Below are 19,904 nucleotides of genomic sequence, written 5' to 3' on the forward strand. Positions count from 1 at the left end.
AAGTGCTGCATATTCTACCGACCACTCGCACAATCGTATGTGCCATGCTGCTTATCTGCCCCACCCGCTCGCACAACTTGCTTATGTCCCGCATATCAGCAATGCGAAGCGGCCCGATATGCGTTCAAACATATCGGGCCGCGAAGCAGGTCTCACTATTCAGCAGGAACTATCGAAACAATCTTCGGTGCCTTGACAATCACCTTGCGTGGTGCCTTGCCTCCGAGCCGGTCTGCAACGGCTTCCAGAGCCAAACGTTCCAACTCGTCCGGATCGATTTCGGGATCGACTTCGAGCTTGGCGCGAACCTTTCCCTTGATCTGGACAACGGCGGTCACATTGTCCTGACCCAAGTACCGCTCATCCGCCTTCGGCCAAGCCTCATGAGCCAAGGAATGCTCGTGTCCCAGCTTGCTCCACAGCTCTTCACAGATATGCGGTGCAATCGGGGCCAGCATCAATACCAGTGGTTCGACGGCGGCACGCGGCACGCTCTTCAACGAAGTCAAATGGTTATTGAGCACGATCAGCTTAGCGATAGCGGTGTTGGGACGCATTGCCTCCATCTCCTCGCTGACTTCCGCAATGGTGTTGTTCAGCAGCTTAAGAGTCTTCAGATCCATGTCGCTGTCGACGACCTGAACCTCGCCGGTGTTCTCGTCGACCACATTGCGCCACAGGCGTTGCAGGAATCGCATGCCGCCAACTACGTTGCGAGTGTTCCAAGGACGTGACTCCGCCAATGGGCCCATGCTCATCTCATACAGGCGGAATGTGTCCGCTCCATACTGCTCATACATATCATCTGGTGTGATGATATTCTTCAGGCTCTTGCCCATCTTGCCGAATTCCCTATTCACAGGCTCACCATGCCATGTGAAAGTGGGTTCCGCCGACGAGTCCGAAGCATGTTCCTCCACCTCGGCGGCCGGCACATACTGGCCACGTTCATCGGTGTAGGCATATGCCTGAATCATGCCCTGGTTGAAGAGCTTGTGGAATGGTTCGCTGGAATTCACATATCCCAGATCGAAGAGCACCTTATGCCAGAAGCGGGCATACAACAGATGCAGCACGGCATGCTCAACGCCGCCGACATACAGGTCGACGCCACCGGCATTGCCCGGATAACGATCCGCGCCCATCCAGTAGTTGTATTCTTCGGGTTCAACTAGGCGTTGTGCATCGGTCGGATTCAGATACCGCATGTAATACCAGCAAGAGCCGGCCCAATTAGGCATGGTATTGGTATCGCGACGATACTGCTTGGGGCCATCTCCCAGGTCCAAAGTCGCATTGACCCAATCGGCATTGCGACTCAAAGGAGCCTCGGGCTCGGAATCGGCATCATTCGGATCGTAGGTCTTAGGGCTGTAATCAGGCACTTCGGGCAAATTGATCGGCAACTGGTCGTCCGGCACCAGATGCGCCACATCATGCTCGTCATACACGACAGGGAAAGGTTCTCCCCAGTAGCGCTGGCGAGAGAACAGCCAATCACGCAAACGATAGGAAACCGTACCCTTGCCGATACCGTTCTTTTCCAGCCATTCGGTGGTTGCCGCGATGGCGTCGTCCACATTCATGCCATTGAGATCCAAGGATTCCCCACCGATATGCGCAGCAGTCACCGAAGAATTGATAACGGTGCCGTCATGCGAGACATATGGCGCCTTGCCTTCAAAATCAGCCAATGTTTGGTCGGAGGATGCGTCGGGTTCAACGGTGTAGATGACAGGCAATCCAAAAGCGGTCGCAAAATCGTAATCTCGCTGATCGCCTCCAGGAACTGCCATGATCGCGCCTGTGCCATAATCCATAAGCACATAGTCAGCGGTGAACAACGGCAGTCGAGCGCCGGTAATCGGGTTGATTGCGTAGAGCCCGGTGAACAGACCCGTTTTCGCGCCGGCTTCGTTCACACGGTCTTCGGCTGTTTTTGATTCCGCGGCATGACGGTATTGAGCAATACCTTCAGCAGGATTGGCATAGCCGCCCTTCCACTCCTCAGGAACGTCATCGCCCCAGGATTCAGGAGCATAGCGGAGCAATGGGTGCTCAGGAGAAACCACCGCGAATGTGGTTCCGAACAAGGTGTCAGGACGTGTCGTATACACCTCAAGATCCTGCTCACCTTCACTGGTTTCAACCGCGAAATGCACCGATGCACCGCGGGATTCGCCGATCCAGTTGCGTTGCATCAGCTTGACTTTTTCGGGCCAATCGATGGAATCAAGATCCTCGACCAGGCGTTGGCCATAAGCGGTAATGCGCATGGACCACTGCCTGAGCTCACGCTGGAAAACGGGGAAATTGCCGCGTTCGGATCGACCGTCGGCAGTCACTTCCTCATTGGCCAGCACAGTGCCCAATCCAGGGCTCCAATTCACTGGGGATTTGGAAATGTATGCAAGCCTGAACTCGTTGAGCACATCAGCCTGTGTCACTTCATCGAGTGCGTCCCAGTCCTGTCCTTCATGCCCCGGTATGTCCTTGTTTCCGGAACGAAATGCTTCGATCAGCTCTTCGATGGGGCGAGCGGAACCTTGTCCGCCGTCAGGCCTGACAAACTCAGGGTCGTACCAGGAGTCATAAATGCGAGAGAAAATCCATTGCGTCCAACGCACATATTCCGGGTCGGTGGTTGCGAAAGAACGCCTGTCGTCGAAACTCAAGCCCATGCGATGCAGCTGCCGACGCATATTGGCAATATTCTGCTCAGTGGTAATGCGCGGATGCTGGCCTGTCTGCACGGCATACTGCTCCGCAGGAAGGCCGAAGGCGTCATAGCCCATGGCATGCAGCACATTGTCGCCCTGCATGCGCCGATAACGGCTCACTACGTCGGTTGCAAGATATCCAAGCGGATGCCCCACGTGCAGGCCTTTGCCTGAAGGGAAGGGGAACATGTCCATGGCAAAGAATGAGGGACGTCCCTGTGCGTGGCGTCCCTCGCCGTCTGTCAGTTCTCCGCTGACATTGGCCGCCCAGAAGGTGCCTTCTTTGTCCCATCGTTGCTGCCACTTGTTTTCGATGCCTTGCGCCAATGCCGCGTTATATCGAAATGCCGGCTCTGACGATTCATAGGTGTCGTTATCGCTCATACACAAGGATTATTGCCATGTAACTGGACACAACACCACATAAACGATGGGAAATGTTCGTTACTTGAACAGTCGCGAACGTGTCAGCATCCAGGTCACGACTGCCGCGAGCGCAACCGAGATGAGAATGATGATAAGGAATCCCCACTTACTGCCGGAAAGTGGCATGCCTAGCATGCCGCCCTCTTGGAAATTCATGCCGTACATCGAGAATATCAAGGTCGGAATCGACAGGGTAATGGAGATGATGGTGAAGATACGCATCACATTGTTCAGATTATTGGAAACAATCGAAGCAAAGGCGTCGGTCATATTCGCCAAAACGCCGCTGTAGATGTTAGCCATCTCGATAGCCTGCTTATTCTCGGTGATGACGTCATCCAGCAGATCTTCATCCTCCTGATATCGCTTGATGCGAGGCAGGAAGGTGAGCTTCTCCATGACGATTTCATTCGATTTCAAACTGGTGGTGAAATACACCAAGGTTTTGCTCAATTCCAAGAGCATAAGGATCTCGCGATTTTCCATCGAATGTCGCAGCCGTGCTTCCAATTTATCGGTTTCGCGGTCGATAATGCGCAGGTAACGCAAATACATGGTGGCATTGCGATACAGAATCTGCAGTATGAAACGGGTGCGCATGAAGGTGTTAAAACCGCGAATCGTGCCTTCCATGAACGGGTGCAGCACAGGAGTATCCTGCATGCATACGGTAATGAGCAGATCCTTGGTCAGAATGATCGACAAAGGTATGGTTTCGTACCAGTCCCGGCCATTGCGCTCTTCCACTGTCGGGATGTCCACGATGATCATGGTGTAGTCGTCTTCCACATCCACTCGTGAACGTTCCTCATCATCCAAGGGTGCACGCAAATCAGCCAGATCGATTCCTGTGAGCTGGGAAACGGAAGTCAATTCCACATCAGTCGGGGCGGAAAGACATAACCATGAGCCGTTCTCGGGTTTTTCGATTTGCTCCACACGGCCATTGATGCTATTAAACATTCTCAACATTAGTCTTTCACCTGCCTTCCGCGACATTTCAGAATCCGACAGGCACGCCGAAACAGCGTTCCGGTACGCCACAGATAAGAATAGCCCACAGGTCGAGACTTGCAAGCCAACCAGAGGAAAATTCAACTCAAGTTCATGCTCGGCCGAAGAACCATACGAAATTCGAGGGTTTTCAGCCCTGAGCGCATGGAAAATAGCATGGTGTTTCCGTGTTTTCATAGGCATATGACAACAGAGACAAAGACCGCCTCACCTTTTGGTGCAATCCGTGTGCGCGGTGCGCGAGAAAACAATCTGAAGAACGTGAATGTGGACATTCCCAAGCACGCGCTCACTGTATTCACCGGAGTATCCGGTTCGGGAAAATCATCATTGGTATTCGATACCGTCGCTGCCGAATCGGAACGTTTGCTCAATGAGACGCATTCCGCATTCGTGCAAGGCTTTCTCAAAACCCCTCCCCGACCCGATACCGATGTGCTTGAAGGCGTGACCGCTGCCATCACTGTCGGCCAGGAACCGATGGGCGCCAATCCAAGATCGACAGTGGGAACCGCGACCGATGTCGATGCGATGCTCAGAGCCCTATTCGCCCGATTGGCGCAACCTCATATCGGCGGAGCTCAGGCCTATTCCTTCAACGTGCCCACAGTGAGCGGCGCTGGTGCCATCACGGTCAATAAAGGCGGACGAACACTCGCTTCGAAGAAAACCTTCACTCAGGTGGGTGGAATGTGTCCCCGTTGCGAAGGCCGCGGCGAGGTTTCGGATCTGGATCTCACAGCGGTTGTCGACATGGACAAATCGTTGAATGACGGCGCTATTCTTGTCCCAGGTTACAAAGTCGGCGGCTGGGCTGTGAAGCAGTATGCCGAGTCGGGATTGTATCCCGCCGACAAACTGATATCGTCTTTCAATAAGAGGCAATTGGAAACATTCCTCTATGGCGAAGCCACCAAAGTTAAGGTCAGCGATATCAATATCACCGTAGAAGGGCTCATCAACAAGATTCGCAAATCAATCCTCTCCAAGGATCCGGAATCATTACAACCACACTTGAAGGCTTTTATCGAGAAGGCAGCCACATTCGCGGTATGCGATGTCTGCGGTGGAACAAGACTGTCCGAAGAAGCACGGCATTCGTATATCGAAGGCAAATCAATCGCAGACCTCTCTGGCATGGAAGTGCGTGAGTTAGCTGATTGGATCGACGCCCTTGAAGATCCTGCAGTGGCACCGCTTGTGAAGAATATCAGCAAGACCTTGCGCTCAATGGTTCATGTCGGTTTGGGGTATTTGTCTCTTTCGCGTGCGACGGGAACACTGTCAGGTGGCGAAGCGCAACGTATCCGCATGGTGAGGCATCTGAATTCTGCGCTTTCGGATATCACCTATATTTTTGATGAACCGACCACCGGATTGCATCCCCATGATGTTGCACGCATGAACCAGCTTCTTCTGGATTTACGAGACAAAGGCAATACAGTATTGGTTGTCGAACATGATCCGGAAACCATAGCGCTTGCCGATCACGTTATCGATATGGGTCCCGGGGCCGGAAGTGCCGGTGGAACCGTGATCTATGAGGGAGATGTCGAAGGCCTCAAACAAGCAGACACTCCTACAGGACGCCATCTGGACGACAGCGAAACGGTGAAACAAGGCAATGACATCCGCAAGCCGCAGGGTTACATCGAAATAAGGGATGCGCATATTCACAATTTGCAACATATCGATGTGAATATTCCCAAGGGTGTGCTGTGCGCGATAACCGGTGTTGCTGGATCAGGCAAGTCTTCTCTGATACCAGGTTCGCTGCCCCGTAACCTCGATGCGGTCATAGTGGATCAAAGCGCCATAAAAGGTTCTTCCCGTTCCAACCCCGCCACTTGGACGGGTATGCTTGAGCCTATTCGCAAGGCATTTGCCAAGGAAAACGGCGTCAAGCCGGCACTTTTCAGCGCGAATTCAGAAGGTGCATGCCCCAATTGCAATGGAGCGGGCGTCATCCGCACCGAACTTGGTTTTATGGAAACCGTCACAACCCCTTGTGAAGTATGTGATGGCAGGCGCTTTGACGATTCCGTCCTGCAATACCGATTGGGCGGACTCAATATTGTTGAGACGTTGGATCTCAGCGCCCAGCAAGCGGCAGAACATTTCGCCATGGAAGCCAAAATACCCGCTGCCCGTAAGATTTGCGAAGCACTGACCGCAGTGGGCTTGGGCTACCTGGGTCTCGGTCAGTCTTTGTCCACGTTATCAGGCGGCGAACGGCAACGGTTGAAGCTTGCAGTGCATATGATGGACCAGGATTCATCGATATTGGTTTTGGATGAGCCCACAACCGGTCTGCATATGCAGGATGTCCGGGCATTGCTGGCATTGATGGACAAGCTGGTCGATTCAGGAAAATCGGTTATCGTTGTCGAACACAATCTGGCCGTTATGGCTCATGCTGACTGGATCATCGATATTGGCCCCGGAGCCGGTTCTGATGGCGGCAATGTGGTATTCGAGGGAACTCCCGAAGAGTTGGTGAACAAAACAGAGGCTGGTAAAGGTACCTTAACCGGTAAGCACTTGGCGGCACATGTTCGTAAGTAGGCATTACATAGGAATCAGCAGTAGTTGGTAGGCAATGATGAGACGGTTCCTCGAGTTAAATCTCAAGGGACCGTCTTTGCGTATTCATATGCGATGTAATTGGAATCTCGAGTTACATACACCGAAGTCATGAACCCCTTGATACGGTGCCATATTGCTGTTCTGAGCCAAACTTGCATGACATGATTTCCTGCGTACAATAAACATGAACCGATTAAGTTCATGTGGAGCAAAGGATGCCCGCATGACGCTCAAGATGCGAAGGCATGCGATGAAGCTGATTCTCCCCAATGATCCCGCGATACGTACGATGGGTCGTATCGACGATACAGATCCGGAACATCCTGTATGGGTGTATCCCTACACGCAAGCCGCATTTCAATTCACGGGCACATCGCTGCATATGCGTTTGATAAACAGGCGACATTATGGCGGCAGTCATATCGGTGTCTATCTGGACGGCCAATTGAGCAAAATCCCCATCCCAGAAGACGGCACCGTGGTGACGCTCCGTTTGGCCGATCATCTTCCCGATATCGAACATGAAGTAGTCGTATATAAGCGACAGGACGGTCAGCACTACTGCCAGATCGAAGGATTCCTGGTGGGTGATGATGCGGCAATCAAAGGGATCCCAGATGAACCATACCAACGCCGTATCGAAATTTTCGGAGATTCGGTCTCTTGCGGCGAGCGCAACGAAGCCAGCCTCTATGTCGGCAAGGCCGATCCGGAAGCAGATCTAAGTTCATACAGTGACTCATGGCGCTCATATGGTGCAATCGCCGCACGTGCATTGCATGCCCAATTGCATGACGTGTCACAGGGCGGCATTGCTTTGTTGGATGGTATCGGCTGGTTCTGCGAACCGAACCAAGTCGGCATGGAAACCATGTGGAAATCTATGCAATACAACCCTGAATTGGGCGGAACAACGCCTTGGGATTTCTCCCGGTACACGCCGCATGTGGTGGTTGTCGCCATCGGTCAAAACGATGCACACCCAGCGGATTTCATGGCCGAAGATTATATGGGCGACCTCGCAAATCATTGGCGCTCGCGGTACGTGGACTTCTTGAAAAGTCTCAGATCTGTGTATCCGCATGCCCATATTGTCTGTGCCACAACGGTTCTGCAACATGATCCGGCATGGGATCATGCCATAGAGGAAGCCGTGCAGACCACTGGCGATAACAATATTTCGCATCTGGTGTATTCGAGAAACGGTTCGGCGACACCAGGTCACCCGCGCATTGCCGAACATGAAGAGATGGCGGCGGAATTGGTGAACCATATCGAATCGCTCGGCTCTATGATCTGGCAGACTCGCTAATTCTTCAGAACTGGTTGGAATTCCTTCAATGATTGAGAGGAACAAATGGCAACGACGATAGCAACCGGTCCTGCACCGGGAAGCAATGCAGGCGGTGTCTCTGGTGAGCATATGGAGAGCAAGCCCTTGGGCAATGAACGGTTGCGCGTCGCCGCCGTGTTCTCTCACCATATGGTGTTGCAACGGCGCAAGCCCATTCCCGTATTCGGTGAAGGCAAACCAGGCACGTCATTCACTGTGGAACTCAAACCTCAGATTCCGGCACTGCTTTCTGAGAGCGTGTCCTCCCCCGAGGTGCATACGAGTAGTTCATACCATGCAGTAGTGCACGGCACGGTTGATGAGCATGGCCAATGGTTGGTTGTTTTGCCGGCAATGGATAGCGGTAAAACCTATCGGCTGATTGTTTCAGCACAGGATATTCGATTGGAATATCGTGATGTGCTCATTGGTGAAGTGTGGATCGCGTCAGGTCAGAGCAATATTGAATTCGAATTGCATAATGCTCTCGATGGAGAATCTGAAGTTGCACTAGCGACCGACGGCAATATCAGATTCTTCAATACTCCGAAACGCGGCGCTCTTGGGGATGAATTATTCGAAGATGAGAATGCCAGTTCATGGCAGGTTTGCAGTCCGGCAACAGCTGGGTATATGTCAGCGATAGCATATTTCTTTGCGCGCAAACTGAGAAGCCAATGGCCTGATGTGCCTGTCGGCATAGTCGATTGCTATGTTGGCGGCACTTCCATAAGCTGCTGGATGAGCGAGAAAACCTTGCGTGCCACCCAGTATGGCAATGCATATCTCGAGAGGTACGAACAGCAGATTGCCGGGAAAAGCCTGGAAAGTATGCATGAGGCAATGGCTCAATGGCAAAAGGTATTTGACCAATGGAATGCTGATATCGCCCGCGCACAATTGGTGCAGCCGGATATCGATTGGGATACGCTCAATACGCAGTATGGGGAATGCCCATGGCCGCCGCCTATGACATCCTTCTCGCAATTCCGTCCTACGGGGCCATTCATAGCAATGGTGAGTCGCGTGGCTCCTTATGCAATACGCGGCGCGTTGTGGTATCAAGGCGAAGAAGATGAACAATACGGCTCGAGCTATGCGGCAATGCTGCGCGATATGATTGCTGATTGGCGAACGCTGTGGAATATCGATGCGTTGATGGCATCCGATTCCAATAATCTATTGCAATCGGATGAACACGATGCTATAAGAAGCGCGAGCCCGCTCCCCTTTGTCATTGCGCAATTGCCCCAATGGATTGACAAGAAACAATATGTTGCACATCAGGATCCGATGTTGTGGCCTGTGTTGCGGCAGGCTCAGTCTGATGTGACTCATGATACGAATGACGTGTATCTTACGGTGCTGATGGATTGCGGCGAGTTCAACAACATTCATCCAGTGGACAAGAAAACTCCAGGAGAACGACTGGCACTCACTGCACTGCGCCATGTATACGAGCAGCACAGCATCGTTGCCGATTCCCCACGTTTCCGAGATACCTTGCAATTGAATGACACCCAATCACCGGTGATTGGTGTGATTTTTGATACGGCGGACGGCATGCATTTCATGCATGATGATCGAAGAATCGCTTCGGAAGCGGTGGAATCGAAAGACGAGGCCCTGTCGGACTTTGATGTGTTATGCAAGTCGGTTACGCCCATCGCCCAGATGCTGACGGCAAGGGGTTTGGTGCCAGAACCGGTATCGCTTCAGGAAAGCGAAGAGCAGATCGATGAATGGTTCCGACTACGCACCGCTTCAGGGTTTGAGGTCGCAGGTGAGGATGGCGACTTCCACCAGGCGGCCGCCATGAGCCTTACGTTGAAATCGGATGCAGTCGATGGCGGATTCGCTTGCATTGCGCTCTATTCCCCCAATGTTCCGCAACCACGTTTTGTGCGCTACGGCTATTTCAGCTGGGGTCCCGTTCCTGTGTTCAACAGTGCAGGTCTGCCTGCGGAACCGTTCAACACGTATCGGCGTTAACAGCGTTGCGGTGAAATCGCTGCCGTTGAACTCATGGATTAATGCCCCACAGCGATCATCCACTTCGGAAGCAACCTGAGACACAGTATTGCCAACGCACTTGCGGCAGATACCGCAGGCAAAGCGTACGAAAACACCAAGGACGAAATAAGCAGGGCCGCCAGGGCCTTATTTAACGTAAAACCCGATACATATCCTGATGCAAGCATATATCCGTGCTATGAATCGACGTCGAGAACAAGCAACGTCATATGGAAAACGTGACGACCCTCATATTGTTGGAGGTTTGTCAAAATCAAGACCTTTGATACAGTGAAGTTGTTATATGACTGACGGAAGTGGATTAACCACATGGGAGTATAACCGTAAGAAGCCGACCGTCTGGGCAAAAGAGGCCCAGTCATATGGGTCACTTTTCAATGTCTATTCCAATGAGGTTCCTTGTGAAAAACAAATGGACAGTAGCAGCAATTCCCGCACTTCTTATCCATATCAGCATTGGTACCGTCTATTGCTGGTCCTCGTTCAGTGAAAACCTATCTCAGGAAGTTGGCGTGCCGACTTCCGTTCTGGGATGGGCATTTAGTTTGGCCATATTCTTCCTCGGCATGTCCGCCGCTTTTGCCGGCTCCTTTGTCGAACACAATATCCATAAGGCATCGCTTATAGCCTGCATATGCTTCACTACAGGCATGATCGGAACCGGTCTGACAGCTCAATTCACACAGCAGCTTGGACCGACGGCAAGCCTGATTATGATCTTCCTGTTCTATGGCGTCATCATGGGCATCGGCCTCGGCATCGGATATATCACGCCCGTGAAGACACTGATGTTGTGGTTTGCCGATAACAAAGGCCTGGGCACCGGTATCTCGATTATGGGCTTCGGCCTTGCAAAGGCTATTGCCAGCCCTGTGATGAATGCTCTGGAAGTACAGGTCGGCATTCCTGCCATGTTCTATATTCTGGGTGCCGTCTATTTCGTCATGATGCTTATCGGACATTTCCTTCTGGAAAAGCCAGCAGGTTGGAAGGAAGATGCCACGGCAAGCAAGAAGCCGGACTTCTCAATCTTCAAGAACAAGCAATTCGTCGGCATATGGTTCATGTTCTATTTGAATATCACCTGCGGTCTGGCATTGATCTCCTATGAGAAGTCGCTGCTCAAGGTTCTGGGTGTGGGTATTGCGGCTATCTCAATCGTCCAGATGCTCACTGCGGCAAGCAATGCGCTGGGTCGTTTGGGCTATTCGATGGTGAGCGATTTTATGAAAGATCGCAATACGGTGTACAAAATCATCTTCACATCCAGCCTCGTGGTTACCGCACTGGTATTCGCTTTCCAAGGCATCAATGTGACCACACTCGTCATACTCGTCGTCGCCATGCTGTTGGTGATCAATGCCGGATATGGCGGAGGCTTCAGCACACTGCCTGCATTGCTTTCCAGCCGCTTCGGCATGCAGAAGATCTCAGGAATCCATGGCATCGCGCTCTCTGCTTGGGCCTTCGCCGGCTTGACAGGAAACCAAATCACCGCAACCGTTTTGAATGCTACAGGCTCGTACAACCTAGTATTCATCATTTTGGCTGGTTTGTATGCGGTCGCTTTGATTATTTCCATGACTTTGGTCAAGCGAGCCTGATACTTCACCATCTTTCTTAAACCCGTATGAATGGTGGGTCTCCTGCATTCGGTCAGGAGACCCACCATTGTATTAGTAAGAGGTTAGTGTGATCGCAATCGACACTATTTTCTATCTGCGCTGCGGCTGAGTGCCTCACGAGGTGCGATATCTACCTTGACGGATTCCATCTTTTCCAACAACCCATCATAGGCATAATTACCCAAAGGCAATCGCTGAGGCGGATTCCTTTCATGTGCAACAGAGACAATCACCTGTGCCGCCTTCGCAGGGTCACCAGCCTCTTTGCCCACAGCTGCCCTGAACGAACGTCTTTGATCCCCTGCCGTTTGGTCGTAGTCCGCAATGATATCCTCAGGCTTTACTTCCTTGGCGGATTTACCTGCCCAATCCGTTGCGAAAGCACTTGGCTCGATCAAGATGACACGGATTCCCAGAGGCTGGACTTCCAGCCCAAGAGCCTCGGAAAGACCCTCAACCGCGAATTTTGAAGCGGTATACCGACCCACAGACGGGAAGGAGCGAACGCCTCCCACAGAAGAGACATTCATAATGGTTCCGGTTCTGCGCTCACGCATATGGGGCAGGATAGCCTTGGTGACTGCCGCAAGACCAAAGAGATTGATTTCCATCATTCGGCGGTATTCCGCTTCATCACTTTCTTCGACTGCTGCAAAATATCCGATTCCCGCATTATTGAGCAGAATATCGATATCTCCGAATTTCTGGAGTGCTGTCGAAACTGCTTCATGAATCTGCGATGGTTTGGTGACATCAAATGTGAGGCAAAGCGCTCGCGATTCGCCCGCATCCTTGAGGTAATCCAAGGATTGGATATTTCTGGCGGTAGCAATGACTCTGTCGCCTTTTCTCAATGCCTCGAGAGCCACCTGTCGGCCAAAGCCCTTGGATACACCCGTGATAAACCACGTTGTCATTTTTACTCCTCACTGTTGTTGACGACTGGTGATCGTTGAGCGCTTGGATTTATGACTTGTTAACAAAACAGGCACAGGCGCTCACAGATTTTGTTTTCAGTCGTATTTGTATTGTTCAAGCGATTCTTTGATGCAACAAGGACGAATTTAACCTAGGACAAAATATCCCTGTTTCGCGTGAAAAGTATTGGCGATAATGGATGTATGGCAATACAGAAACGTGCGCTCAGTGATTTTCTGAAAACCAAAAGGGCCAAACTCAAGCCTGTGGATGTCGGCCTGATGGAATACGGTCCGCGTCGCGTTCCAGGATTGCGTCGCGAAGAGGTGGCTGCTTTGGCCGGAGTGAGCATTTACTGGTGTGCACGGTTAGAACAAGGCCGGCAGGTCACGCCTTCTGCCGCCGTATTGGATGCCATCGCTGCTGCCCTGCGCCTCGATGATATAGAGCGAGAATATTTATTCAATTTGGCACGTCCTAGCAGTGAACGTGGAAGCAACACCGATCTGCCAGCAGCAAGACCAGGTATCAGCCGTATGATTCACGGCTTCGTGAACCAGCCTTCGTTTTTGCTTGGTCCTCGTATGGAAGTTCTCGAAGGCAATGATGCGGCATGGGCTTTGCTTGCGGATTTCCCTTCACGACCTGCGCATGATCGTAATATATTGCGATGAATTTTCACGGACACTGCTGCGCGGAGCTTGTATCTGGATTGGGAAATCGTCGCTAGCGAGATGGTCGGTGTTTTGCAGCTCGAAGCAAGCGCTCATCCGCATAACGAACATATTAGGTCACTTGTTCATGAGCTGACTCGCGCTAGTGATGAGTTTGCCAAGTGGTGGGGCCAACCGCATCCGCAAGGACGCACGTCTGGGACAAAGCGATTCGCTCATCCTGTTGCAGGTAGGCTCACGATTAATTGGGAAGCCTTCACTGTGCCGGATGATAAAAGTCAGACGTTATTCGTTTATTCGGCTGCTGATCACAAGAGCGAGGAAGCGCTGAACCTGCTCGGTTTATGGTGGGTTTCAAATCATCCACACAGCACGAATTCCAAGTAATAGTTCATTCAGAAAAAGTCTCAGAACCATGTACACACAGTCAACAGGAGGAACAGGGTCCGACAACATGACAGAACTGGAAAGGCTCAAAGCCGGTCTTCCCTACCGATACGACGATGATGCAATTGCGGCTTTAAAGAACAATGCATCGGTTGTGTGCGCAAAGCTTGAGACCATCCCGACAACCGATGCCGCACGTCGCGAACTGGCGGCGAGGTCCCTTCTTGGAAGCGCTGGTGAGGAATTGGATATTCAGCCGGGATTTCATTGTGATAACGGCAAGAACATACATGTTGGAAATAGATTCACTGCGAATTTCAATGTCACTATTCTTGACGGCGCAGAAGTGCGATTTGGAGACTATTGCATGGTCGGGCCAAACACTTTGATAGCCACTACCGGCCATCCTTTGCAAGGTGCGGAGCGGCGTAATAGATTGGCTATTTCGCATCCAATATCTATCGGCAATGATGTGTGGATAGGTGGAAATTGCACAATTCTGGGTGGTGTTCATATCGGCTCGAATGCTGTTGTTGCAGCCGGTGCAGTGGTTACCAAAGATGTGCCGGATAACTGCGTTGTCGCAGGGATCCCAGCACATGTTATCCGTGCCTTGGATGCTGAATGAATCGTATTCCCTAAGAATCGGTCTTCAGTTCCAATTTGCAATGTTTGATGCTGAAAATGGTCATGCTCACGCTGAAAATTCCATCGATTATCACAGGAGCAAGCGTACCAGTAATGTGACGCGGGTTTGACTACTTAGGGTATCAATGGCCAACTCTTGAAATATGTGTTGTTGTCCTGACAACGCTGAAAAATCAACGGTTTGGAAATGAAAAAGGGTTTCGGAAAACTCCGAAAACCTTGTCTGTTACTTGCACGTTCATTTTGATACAAGGCTTTAGGTGTGTGCACGTAGCGGCTAGGTGGGTGCAGAAGCCGAGAGGGTGGGTGCATTGGGCACGTCTTGGGTGCTTTTGGTTTCAGCATTTTGGAGGAATCGCTAGGTAAAGCGATTCGTCGCATCCAACTTCATCAAGGATGAGATTGTCAGGTAGCGGTTGTTGCCATGCTCCAAGAGCAAGGAATCTCGTCTGAGAAGATGGCGGTACTTCAAAGGGCACCTGCAAGCCCAGTCTGACGAATGCGTCCTTGTTGAGTAGATTCTCGATTCGCAGCGTGGTCGCTTTGGGGTTGACGATGGCGTACTGGCTACCGGTGATCCATTCGATTCGAGGCTGAGGAGGCTCTCCAGTAGTCAGTGAGTTCTGAAGGTCAGTTCCAGATTTCTCGACTGCCGTCACGATTGCGGGCCGGTGTTTTTCTCGAGAACTGTACACCTGTTGCTGCGCCGCTTTCATGTGGTTTTCTGCAGTTACGGCTGCTTGGATTTCTCGCCGTTCGGCACGTTGTGTCCGTTCTCGTTCTTCTACCGCTTCGGCGTTCGCCTTCTTCGCCAGATTCGCCTGATAGTAAGCAAAGGCGCCGCCAAGGATTGAGATGATTGCAACCTATTCCGCCGCCCAATAAGCCTTCAACTCGACGAGCATATGGCGTCTAAGGTGCTCCGCTTTAGGTGCATTACATCTTCAAACGACTGAAGTTATCGACGATCACACGGGTGCTGGCAAGTTGCATCCAAGGCCAGCGCGAATACCGTCCCGCGCATTCCCTCAACCAAAGTTACGCAGCAAGCCTTATAAACAAAGTCGGGACCAGGATGGAAGGCTAGTCAAACTTCCTAGTCCCAAGCTTTCCCCACTAGCACGTCCTCAAAACGAACACTTTCTTCCGGGTTAAACGTCAACGAGTTATAAATATTTCGCTAGTACTGACAATTCACGCCACTGATATTGAGCACAGAAAAAGGCAACCTCCTGAAAGGTCATAATGAAGTTCTTTAGAATCACCTGTTCCGGAGGCCAGCACGTTGACTACGAGAACTTCTGCGAGGAGCTGGTGTTGCAAGACACCTATATTGAGTATCTAACTCATGACTTCGCCAGCATATCGATTCTCGGAGCAGTGACGCATAAGAATGCTCTTACGCCGGACGATCTTGAGCTCATGCTTTCGGAGGCAATTACTGAGAACTTACAAAAGAATCTGCTCAAGACTGATCCGAGATATTTCGGCAGCAATGTACGTTTTGATATCGAGGAGGTCTCGTATGCCAATCTGGTTACAAGCTCGCGCAACAGAGCTAACATGTTGCTCCAGAAAGCCAACCTAACTGAATTTTTGGAACTCCACGAACGTGGCATCTATCAACGTAATCTTCTATCAAGCACGTTGAACGGATGCAATCATGACTGGAAAAAGCTATATGCTGAAGCCTCTTCCAGTTATTACAGCGGGGATCTAACAGCAGAGTTAGACAGAATTTTAGGTTCCCCTGCAAATCATTCAGTAGTCGTAAATTACGTCATAACTGTCGCAGATACCACCAGTGCTTACGATGCCAAAGACGTACTGCTAAAAGTTCTAGAGGGTGCGGGGCGTGCCCCCAGCAGATATATCTACACCTTCGATTTCTTCCAGCTTGGAGTTGAGCATACTCCTTCGCGGAGCTTTCAAGAGGTAAAAGATCTAGTAAACATGAACTTAGGTGTTGCCCTTCGTAATTCAACACTAATTTTAGACTATTCGCGCTTGACGTACGGTTCCAAGCGAGAAAGCGTCGCTTACGAAGTGCTGACTCAGTTATTAGATCGCATCAGTCACCTAGCACGCGAGATACAGATTGTGTTCCTCGTTCCTTCCAACAGCAAGAATCTGATCGAGAATTTGATTAAACGCACCCCACTTCCAGTCGTTCTTATTGAGCCAGATAAAGTGGCTGATTTGTCAAGCATGTCTCCTCAGGAAACCCGGCGGCAATTGGCCGAAAAACTAAGTTCAATGAGCTATTCGCCGCAAGGCTCCTCCCTAGACAGGCTGTTGGAAAAAACTGTTTCTAATTACTCGTTTCATGGCACGATCGACGATCTGGCAAACCAGTGGATCAATGAGCATAACCTTGAGACTGATTACTACAGATACGCAAATGCGGTTCGTCTACCCGACGACATCCTCTCACGAGAAGCCAAAGGCATAGATCGACTGAAAGAGTTAATTGGGCTTAAGGCAGTTAAGGAAGAGATAATCCGTATTGTTCGTAGCAATCGCAGCGAATTTCGGTACCGCCGTCTTGGTTTGCCGCCTTCCGACGCCTCTCTCCACTGTGTCTTCCAGGGGCCACCTGGCACTGGAAAGACGGAGGTCGCCCGGATTTACGCAGAGATCTTGCGTGATGCCGGAATAATCCCTGAGGGCAGAATACTCGAAGTAGATGGTTCAGCTTTGGGCTCTCCTGGCTATTTCGTTAATGACGTTTTTCGACGCGGCAAAGGATCTATTATTTTCATTGATGAGGCCTACGCTATTAGCCCTCCTTTGATCTCTGAATTAATTGCTCAAATGGAGAATAATCGTAGCGACACCGTAGTCATACTGGCTGGCTACCGTGAATCAATGCAACAGTTATTGTCCTTCAACGAAGGATTCCGTTCTCGTATCGGCGCAGTCATAGACTTTCCTAACTACTCCACTGATGAATTGGTTCAAATTTTCGATCTGATGGCAAAACATCAAAACCTTAAACTGACCGATGCTGCGCGTAGCCTCGTCCAAAATCAATTGGCTGCTGCCGGAATGCGCCCCGACCAGGGAAACGCGCGATACGTCCGTCAACTGTTGGCCGATATCCGCCAGAGGCAACAAGAACGAATCGATGTATGGATTTCATCTTTCTCCGCTGGCGATAGTGCCGTGTTAGAGCCCGAGTTAACTCTTGAACAAGCGCAAACGATCATAGCCGACGATGTGCCGACACCAGAGCAAGAAGCTATTCCTGCAGTTGAACAACTTGAACAGTTAGTAGGATTGCACTCTATTAAAGACGAGGTGAAGCGCCAACTAGATTTCGTCGAGATTCAGAAGATTCGACGTGATAGAGGAATTGCAACTCGTTTTACGCCTATGCACATGGTGTTTACCGGTAATCCGGGCACTGGCAAGACTGAGATCGCAAGGATAGTTGGCAAGATAGCCCGCGAGCGTAAGATTCTAGCTGTTGGGAAATTCATTGAGGTATCGGCGGCACAGCTTACTTCTCCTATCCCTGGAGGTACCGCGCATGTAGTGACCCGCGTATTCAATGAAGCGCGAGGCTCGGTACTATTTGTCGATGAAGCTTATTCGCTGGGATCCACAGCGGCAGGCCATGAAGCGGTGGATGCAATGGTGAAGCTCATGGAGGATATGCGAGAGGAACTAATAGTAATCCTCGCTGGATACACGAAAGATATGGAGGCCTTCATGAAGACAAATGATGGCTTCGCTTCACGCGTGCGCACAACAATCAAGTTTCCAGATTATTCAGCAAGTGAGCTCATGGAGATCTTCGAGTTGGCGGCTAAAGGCGATGGCTATTCCATCACCTCTGCTACCCAAGCTAAAGCATTAGAGATCTTCCAAGAATTGGGCTCTAGAACTCGAGACGGTAACGGGCGTTTCGCACGCCAGCTGCTGGAAGAAGCAAAACTCAATCAGGCTGTGCGACTTCAGCGTCGCCACCACGAGCCCCACGAGCTAAGCACGGATAACTTGCAGCTGCTTATTCCAGAAGATCTTACTTTCAAAGATGAATGGAAAGAGACCCAGGCATCCATCGGGTTTATACCAAATTCAGATTTAGCTCGTTAAAGAAATAATCGTAGAGTTTTGGGGCATTTGCAGATTTTGCAATCAAATCTGCACGGTCGTCAAAGTGCTTTCCTGCCTCATCACGACATTTTTCCCAGCTAACTTTTCCCTTATGGACATCTGGAATAAAGCGCCTCGATCAGAAAATGTCTAATAGGAGTGAGGCGAATTATTCTCAATGCAGCTAGCTATTCTTGGCCCAACTCGTTCACGGTTTGGCCTGGTATTTCTCAAGTGTCTTTTCCAAGGTCTTTGCAATCCGATCTCGCAATTCCGGGGGCGAGAGCACTTCAACCGATTCGGCATATTGCAGGGCCCACCATACCATCGCGTCTGGTTGGACCTTAACTCGCACGGTAAATTGACCAGCTGTGCGGTCTGGTCTTGCCTGGGCATTTGGGAACCAGGAGAATGTGCCATCAAGTCCACCGATTACACGATATTCAACCTCTACGGCCTGACCTCCATAGAAATAAGGCCGCTCGTTGACATACCTGGCGAAATCAAAATCAGTTCCAAAATGGCCCACTGCGGAATCATCAAGAATCTCTATGTCACAGATCCTGTCGATGACGAAGTGAAACATTTTTGTCTGTTCCCCCGGCTGCGGGTCTACTCCCGCAATTAGGTAGTAGTCACCTTTTTTGAAAACCATGCTATAGGGGTAAAACTCATACTCTTTCTCGGTCTTCTCTAGGAAGGGTTGGTACCTGCCTATGCCGATACCACCTTTCTGTATAGGTCGCCGAGAATCCTTCTGAGGTCCGACTTGTCTCAACACCACATGGGCATAGTGAAACCTAATTTTCTGCCCGCCGCTAACAGCGCTGTCAAGGATATCAATGGTTGCGGGAACTCCTCGGAACATCGGGCGATCTGACTGCAGCACTTGCCCTCGCTCAAGCCGTTCTGGTTCTAAACCAGCCAACGTCGCGAGCAAGGCTCGCAGATCCGAGACATCATCTGGATGAAAACGTGACATCTGGAGCGCATCGGCCAGCAGTCGCATCTGTGCCGGGCTTATAGCAGGCGACGCATACCAATCAGTCGCCCGCCCGCCCGAAGGTGGTGGCGTATCTTCGCCAAGATCCTTGAACCGCCTAACTTGAATTCCAAAAGGCAAACTGGCACCCAGCCGTTTGAGGTCATGTAGGTACTCGCGAACAGTTCGTTCAGACAGTGGCTTTTGCATATGCCGCGCAGAAGCGGCCGCTAGATCTTTAGTGAGTCTAAGCGCACTGACTCCATGATCTGCGCCTGTATTTTCAACCAGGTATTTGAGGATCATGAGGACGCTAGTGCGTTGCGTGTAGCGTCGGGAATTTTCCTGTGTTGCATCACCCTGTGTGGGATTATCCTCATAGTACCCAATCATATAAAAAACATAATCCTAAGCTCTATAAACGGAAATTTTCTTCCGACTTTTTCTCCTCACAGC

General features: G+C 50.9%; 11 protein-coding genes, 1 pseudogene and 1 riboswitch. Of the genes and pseudogenes, 7 read left to right on the forward strand and 5 right to left on the reverse strand.

The features are described 5' to 3' along the window. Positions 1-155: 155 nt before the first annotated feature. On the reverse strand, positions 156-3,104 hold the full coding sequence (gene leuS / locus BITS_RS07525) for a leucine--tRNA ligase (RefSeq protein ID WP_026642177.1): 2,949 nt from the start codon (positions 3,102-3,104) through the stop codon (positions 156-158). Positions 3,105-3,164: 60 nt separating this feature from the next. After that, on the reverse strand, positions 3,165-4,118 hold the full coding sequence (locus BITS_RS07530) for a magnesium transporter CorA family protein (RefSeq protein WP_026642176.1): 954 nt from the start codon (positions 4,116-4,118) through the stop codon (positions 3,165-3,167). 225 nt (positions 4,119-4,343) lie between these two features. On the opposite strand from BITS_RS07530, the gene BITS_RS07535 reads away from it, so the two are divergent. The 4 genes from BITS_RS07535 (at position 4,344) to BITS_RS07550 (ending at position 11,717) form a co-directional block, all read left to right on the forward strand. Further along, positions 4,344-6,725, forward strand: a complete 2,382-nt coding sequence (locus BITS_RS07535; protein ID WP_034533893.1) for an ATP-binding cassette domain-containing protein — start codon at positions 4,344-4,346, stop codon at positions 6,723-6,725. Between the two features lie 244 nt (positions 6,726-6,969). Then, positions 6,970-8,058, forward strand: a complete 1,089-nt coding sequence (locus tag BITS_RS07540; RefSeq protein ID WP_229774809.1) for an SGNH/GDSL hydrolase family protein — start codon at positions 6,970-6,972, stop codon at positions 8,056-8,058. A 45-nt stretch (positions 8,059-8,103) separates the two neighbouring features. Continuing rightward, the gene (locus BITS_RS07545; RefSeq protein WP_026642174.1) at positions 8,104-10,071 is read left to right on the forward strand and encodes a sialate O-acetylesterase; all 1,968 of its coding nucleotides are present in this window, start codon (positions 8,104-8,106) and stop codon (positions 10,069-10,071) included. 315 nt (positions 10,072-10,386) lie between these two features. Beyond that, positions 10,387-10,465, forward strand: a riboswitch (ZMP/ZTP riboswitch). 49 nt (positions 10,466-10,514) lie between these two features. Further along, positions 10,515-11,717, forward strand: a complete 1,203-nt coding sequence (locus tag BITS_RS07550; RefSeq protein ID WP_051264341.1) for an OFA family MFS transporter — start codon at positions 10,515-10,517, stop codon at positions 11,715-11,717. Positions 11,718-11,821: 104 nt separating this feature from the next. On the opposite strand, the gene BITS_RS07555 is transcribed toward BITS_RS07550, so the two are convergent. Beyond that, entirely contained in the window at positions 11,822-12,655 is an 834-nt protein-coding gene (locus BITS_RS07555) for an oxidoreductase (RefSeq protein ID WP_026642172.1), read from the reverse strand. A 204-nt stretch (positions 12,656-12,859) separates the two neighbouring features. Here BITS_RS07555 and BITS_RS09545 point away from each other — a divergent pair. Together BITS_RS09545 and BITS_RS09620 are read left to right on the forward strand one after the other, a co-directional pair. Continuing rightward, positions 12,860-13,717, forward strand: a pseudogene (locus BITS_RS09545) (helix-turn-helix transcriptional regulator). Between the two features lie 67 nt (positions 13,718-13,784). After that, positions 13,785-14,345, forward strand: coding sequence for a sugar O-acetyltransferase (locus tag BITS_RS09620; protein WP_026642171.1), 561 nt, complete (start codon positions 13,785-13,787; stop codon positions 14,343-14,345). Positions 14,346-14,703: 358 nt separating this feature from the next. Here the strand turns inward: BITS_RS09620 and BITS_RS07570 are convergent, their stop codons facing one another. Further along, a complete protein-coding gene (locus BITS_RS07570) occupies positions 14,704-15,081 on the reverse strand; it encodes a hypothetical protein (protein WP_044259731.1) in 378 nt (125 codons plus the stop codon). A gap of 529 nt (positions 15,082-15,610) precedes the next feature. On the opposite strand from BITS_RS07570, the gene BITS_RS07575 reads away from it, so the two are divergent. Then, positions 15,611-18,466, forward strand: a complete 2,856-nt coding sequence (locus tag BITS_RS07575) for an AAA family ATPase (protein ID WP_026642169.1) — start codon at positions 15,611-15,613, stop codon at positions 18,464-18,466. Positions 18,467-18,674: 208 nt separating this feature from the next. On the opposite strand, the gene BITS_RS07580 is transcribed toward BITS_RS07575, so the two are convergent. Beyond that, positions 18,675-19,754, reverse strand: coding sequence for a helix-turn-helix transcriptional regulator (locus BITS_RS07580; RefSeq protein ID WP_160249604.1), 1,080 nt, complete (start codon positions 19,752-19,754; stop codon positions 18,675-18,677). Positions 19,755-19,904 lie beyond the last annotated feature (150 nt).

The organism is Bifidobacterium tsurumiense, from assembly GCF_000741765.1.
GTDB classification, from domain to species: Bacteria; Actinomycetota; Actinomycetes; order Actinomycetales; family Bifidobacteriaceae; genus Bifidobacterium; species Bifidobacterium tsurumiense.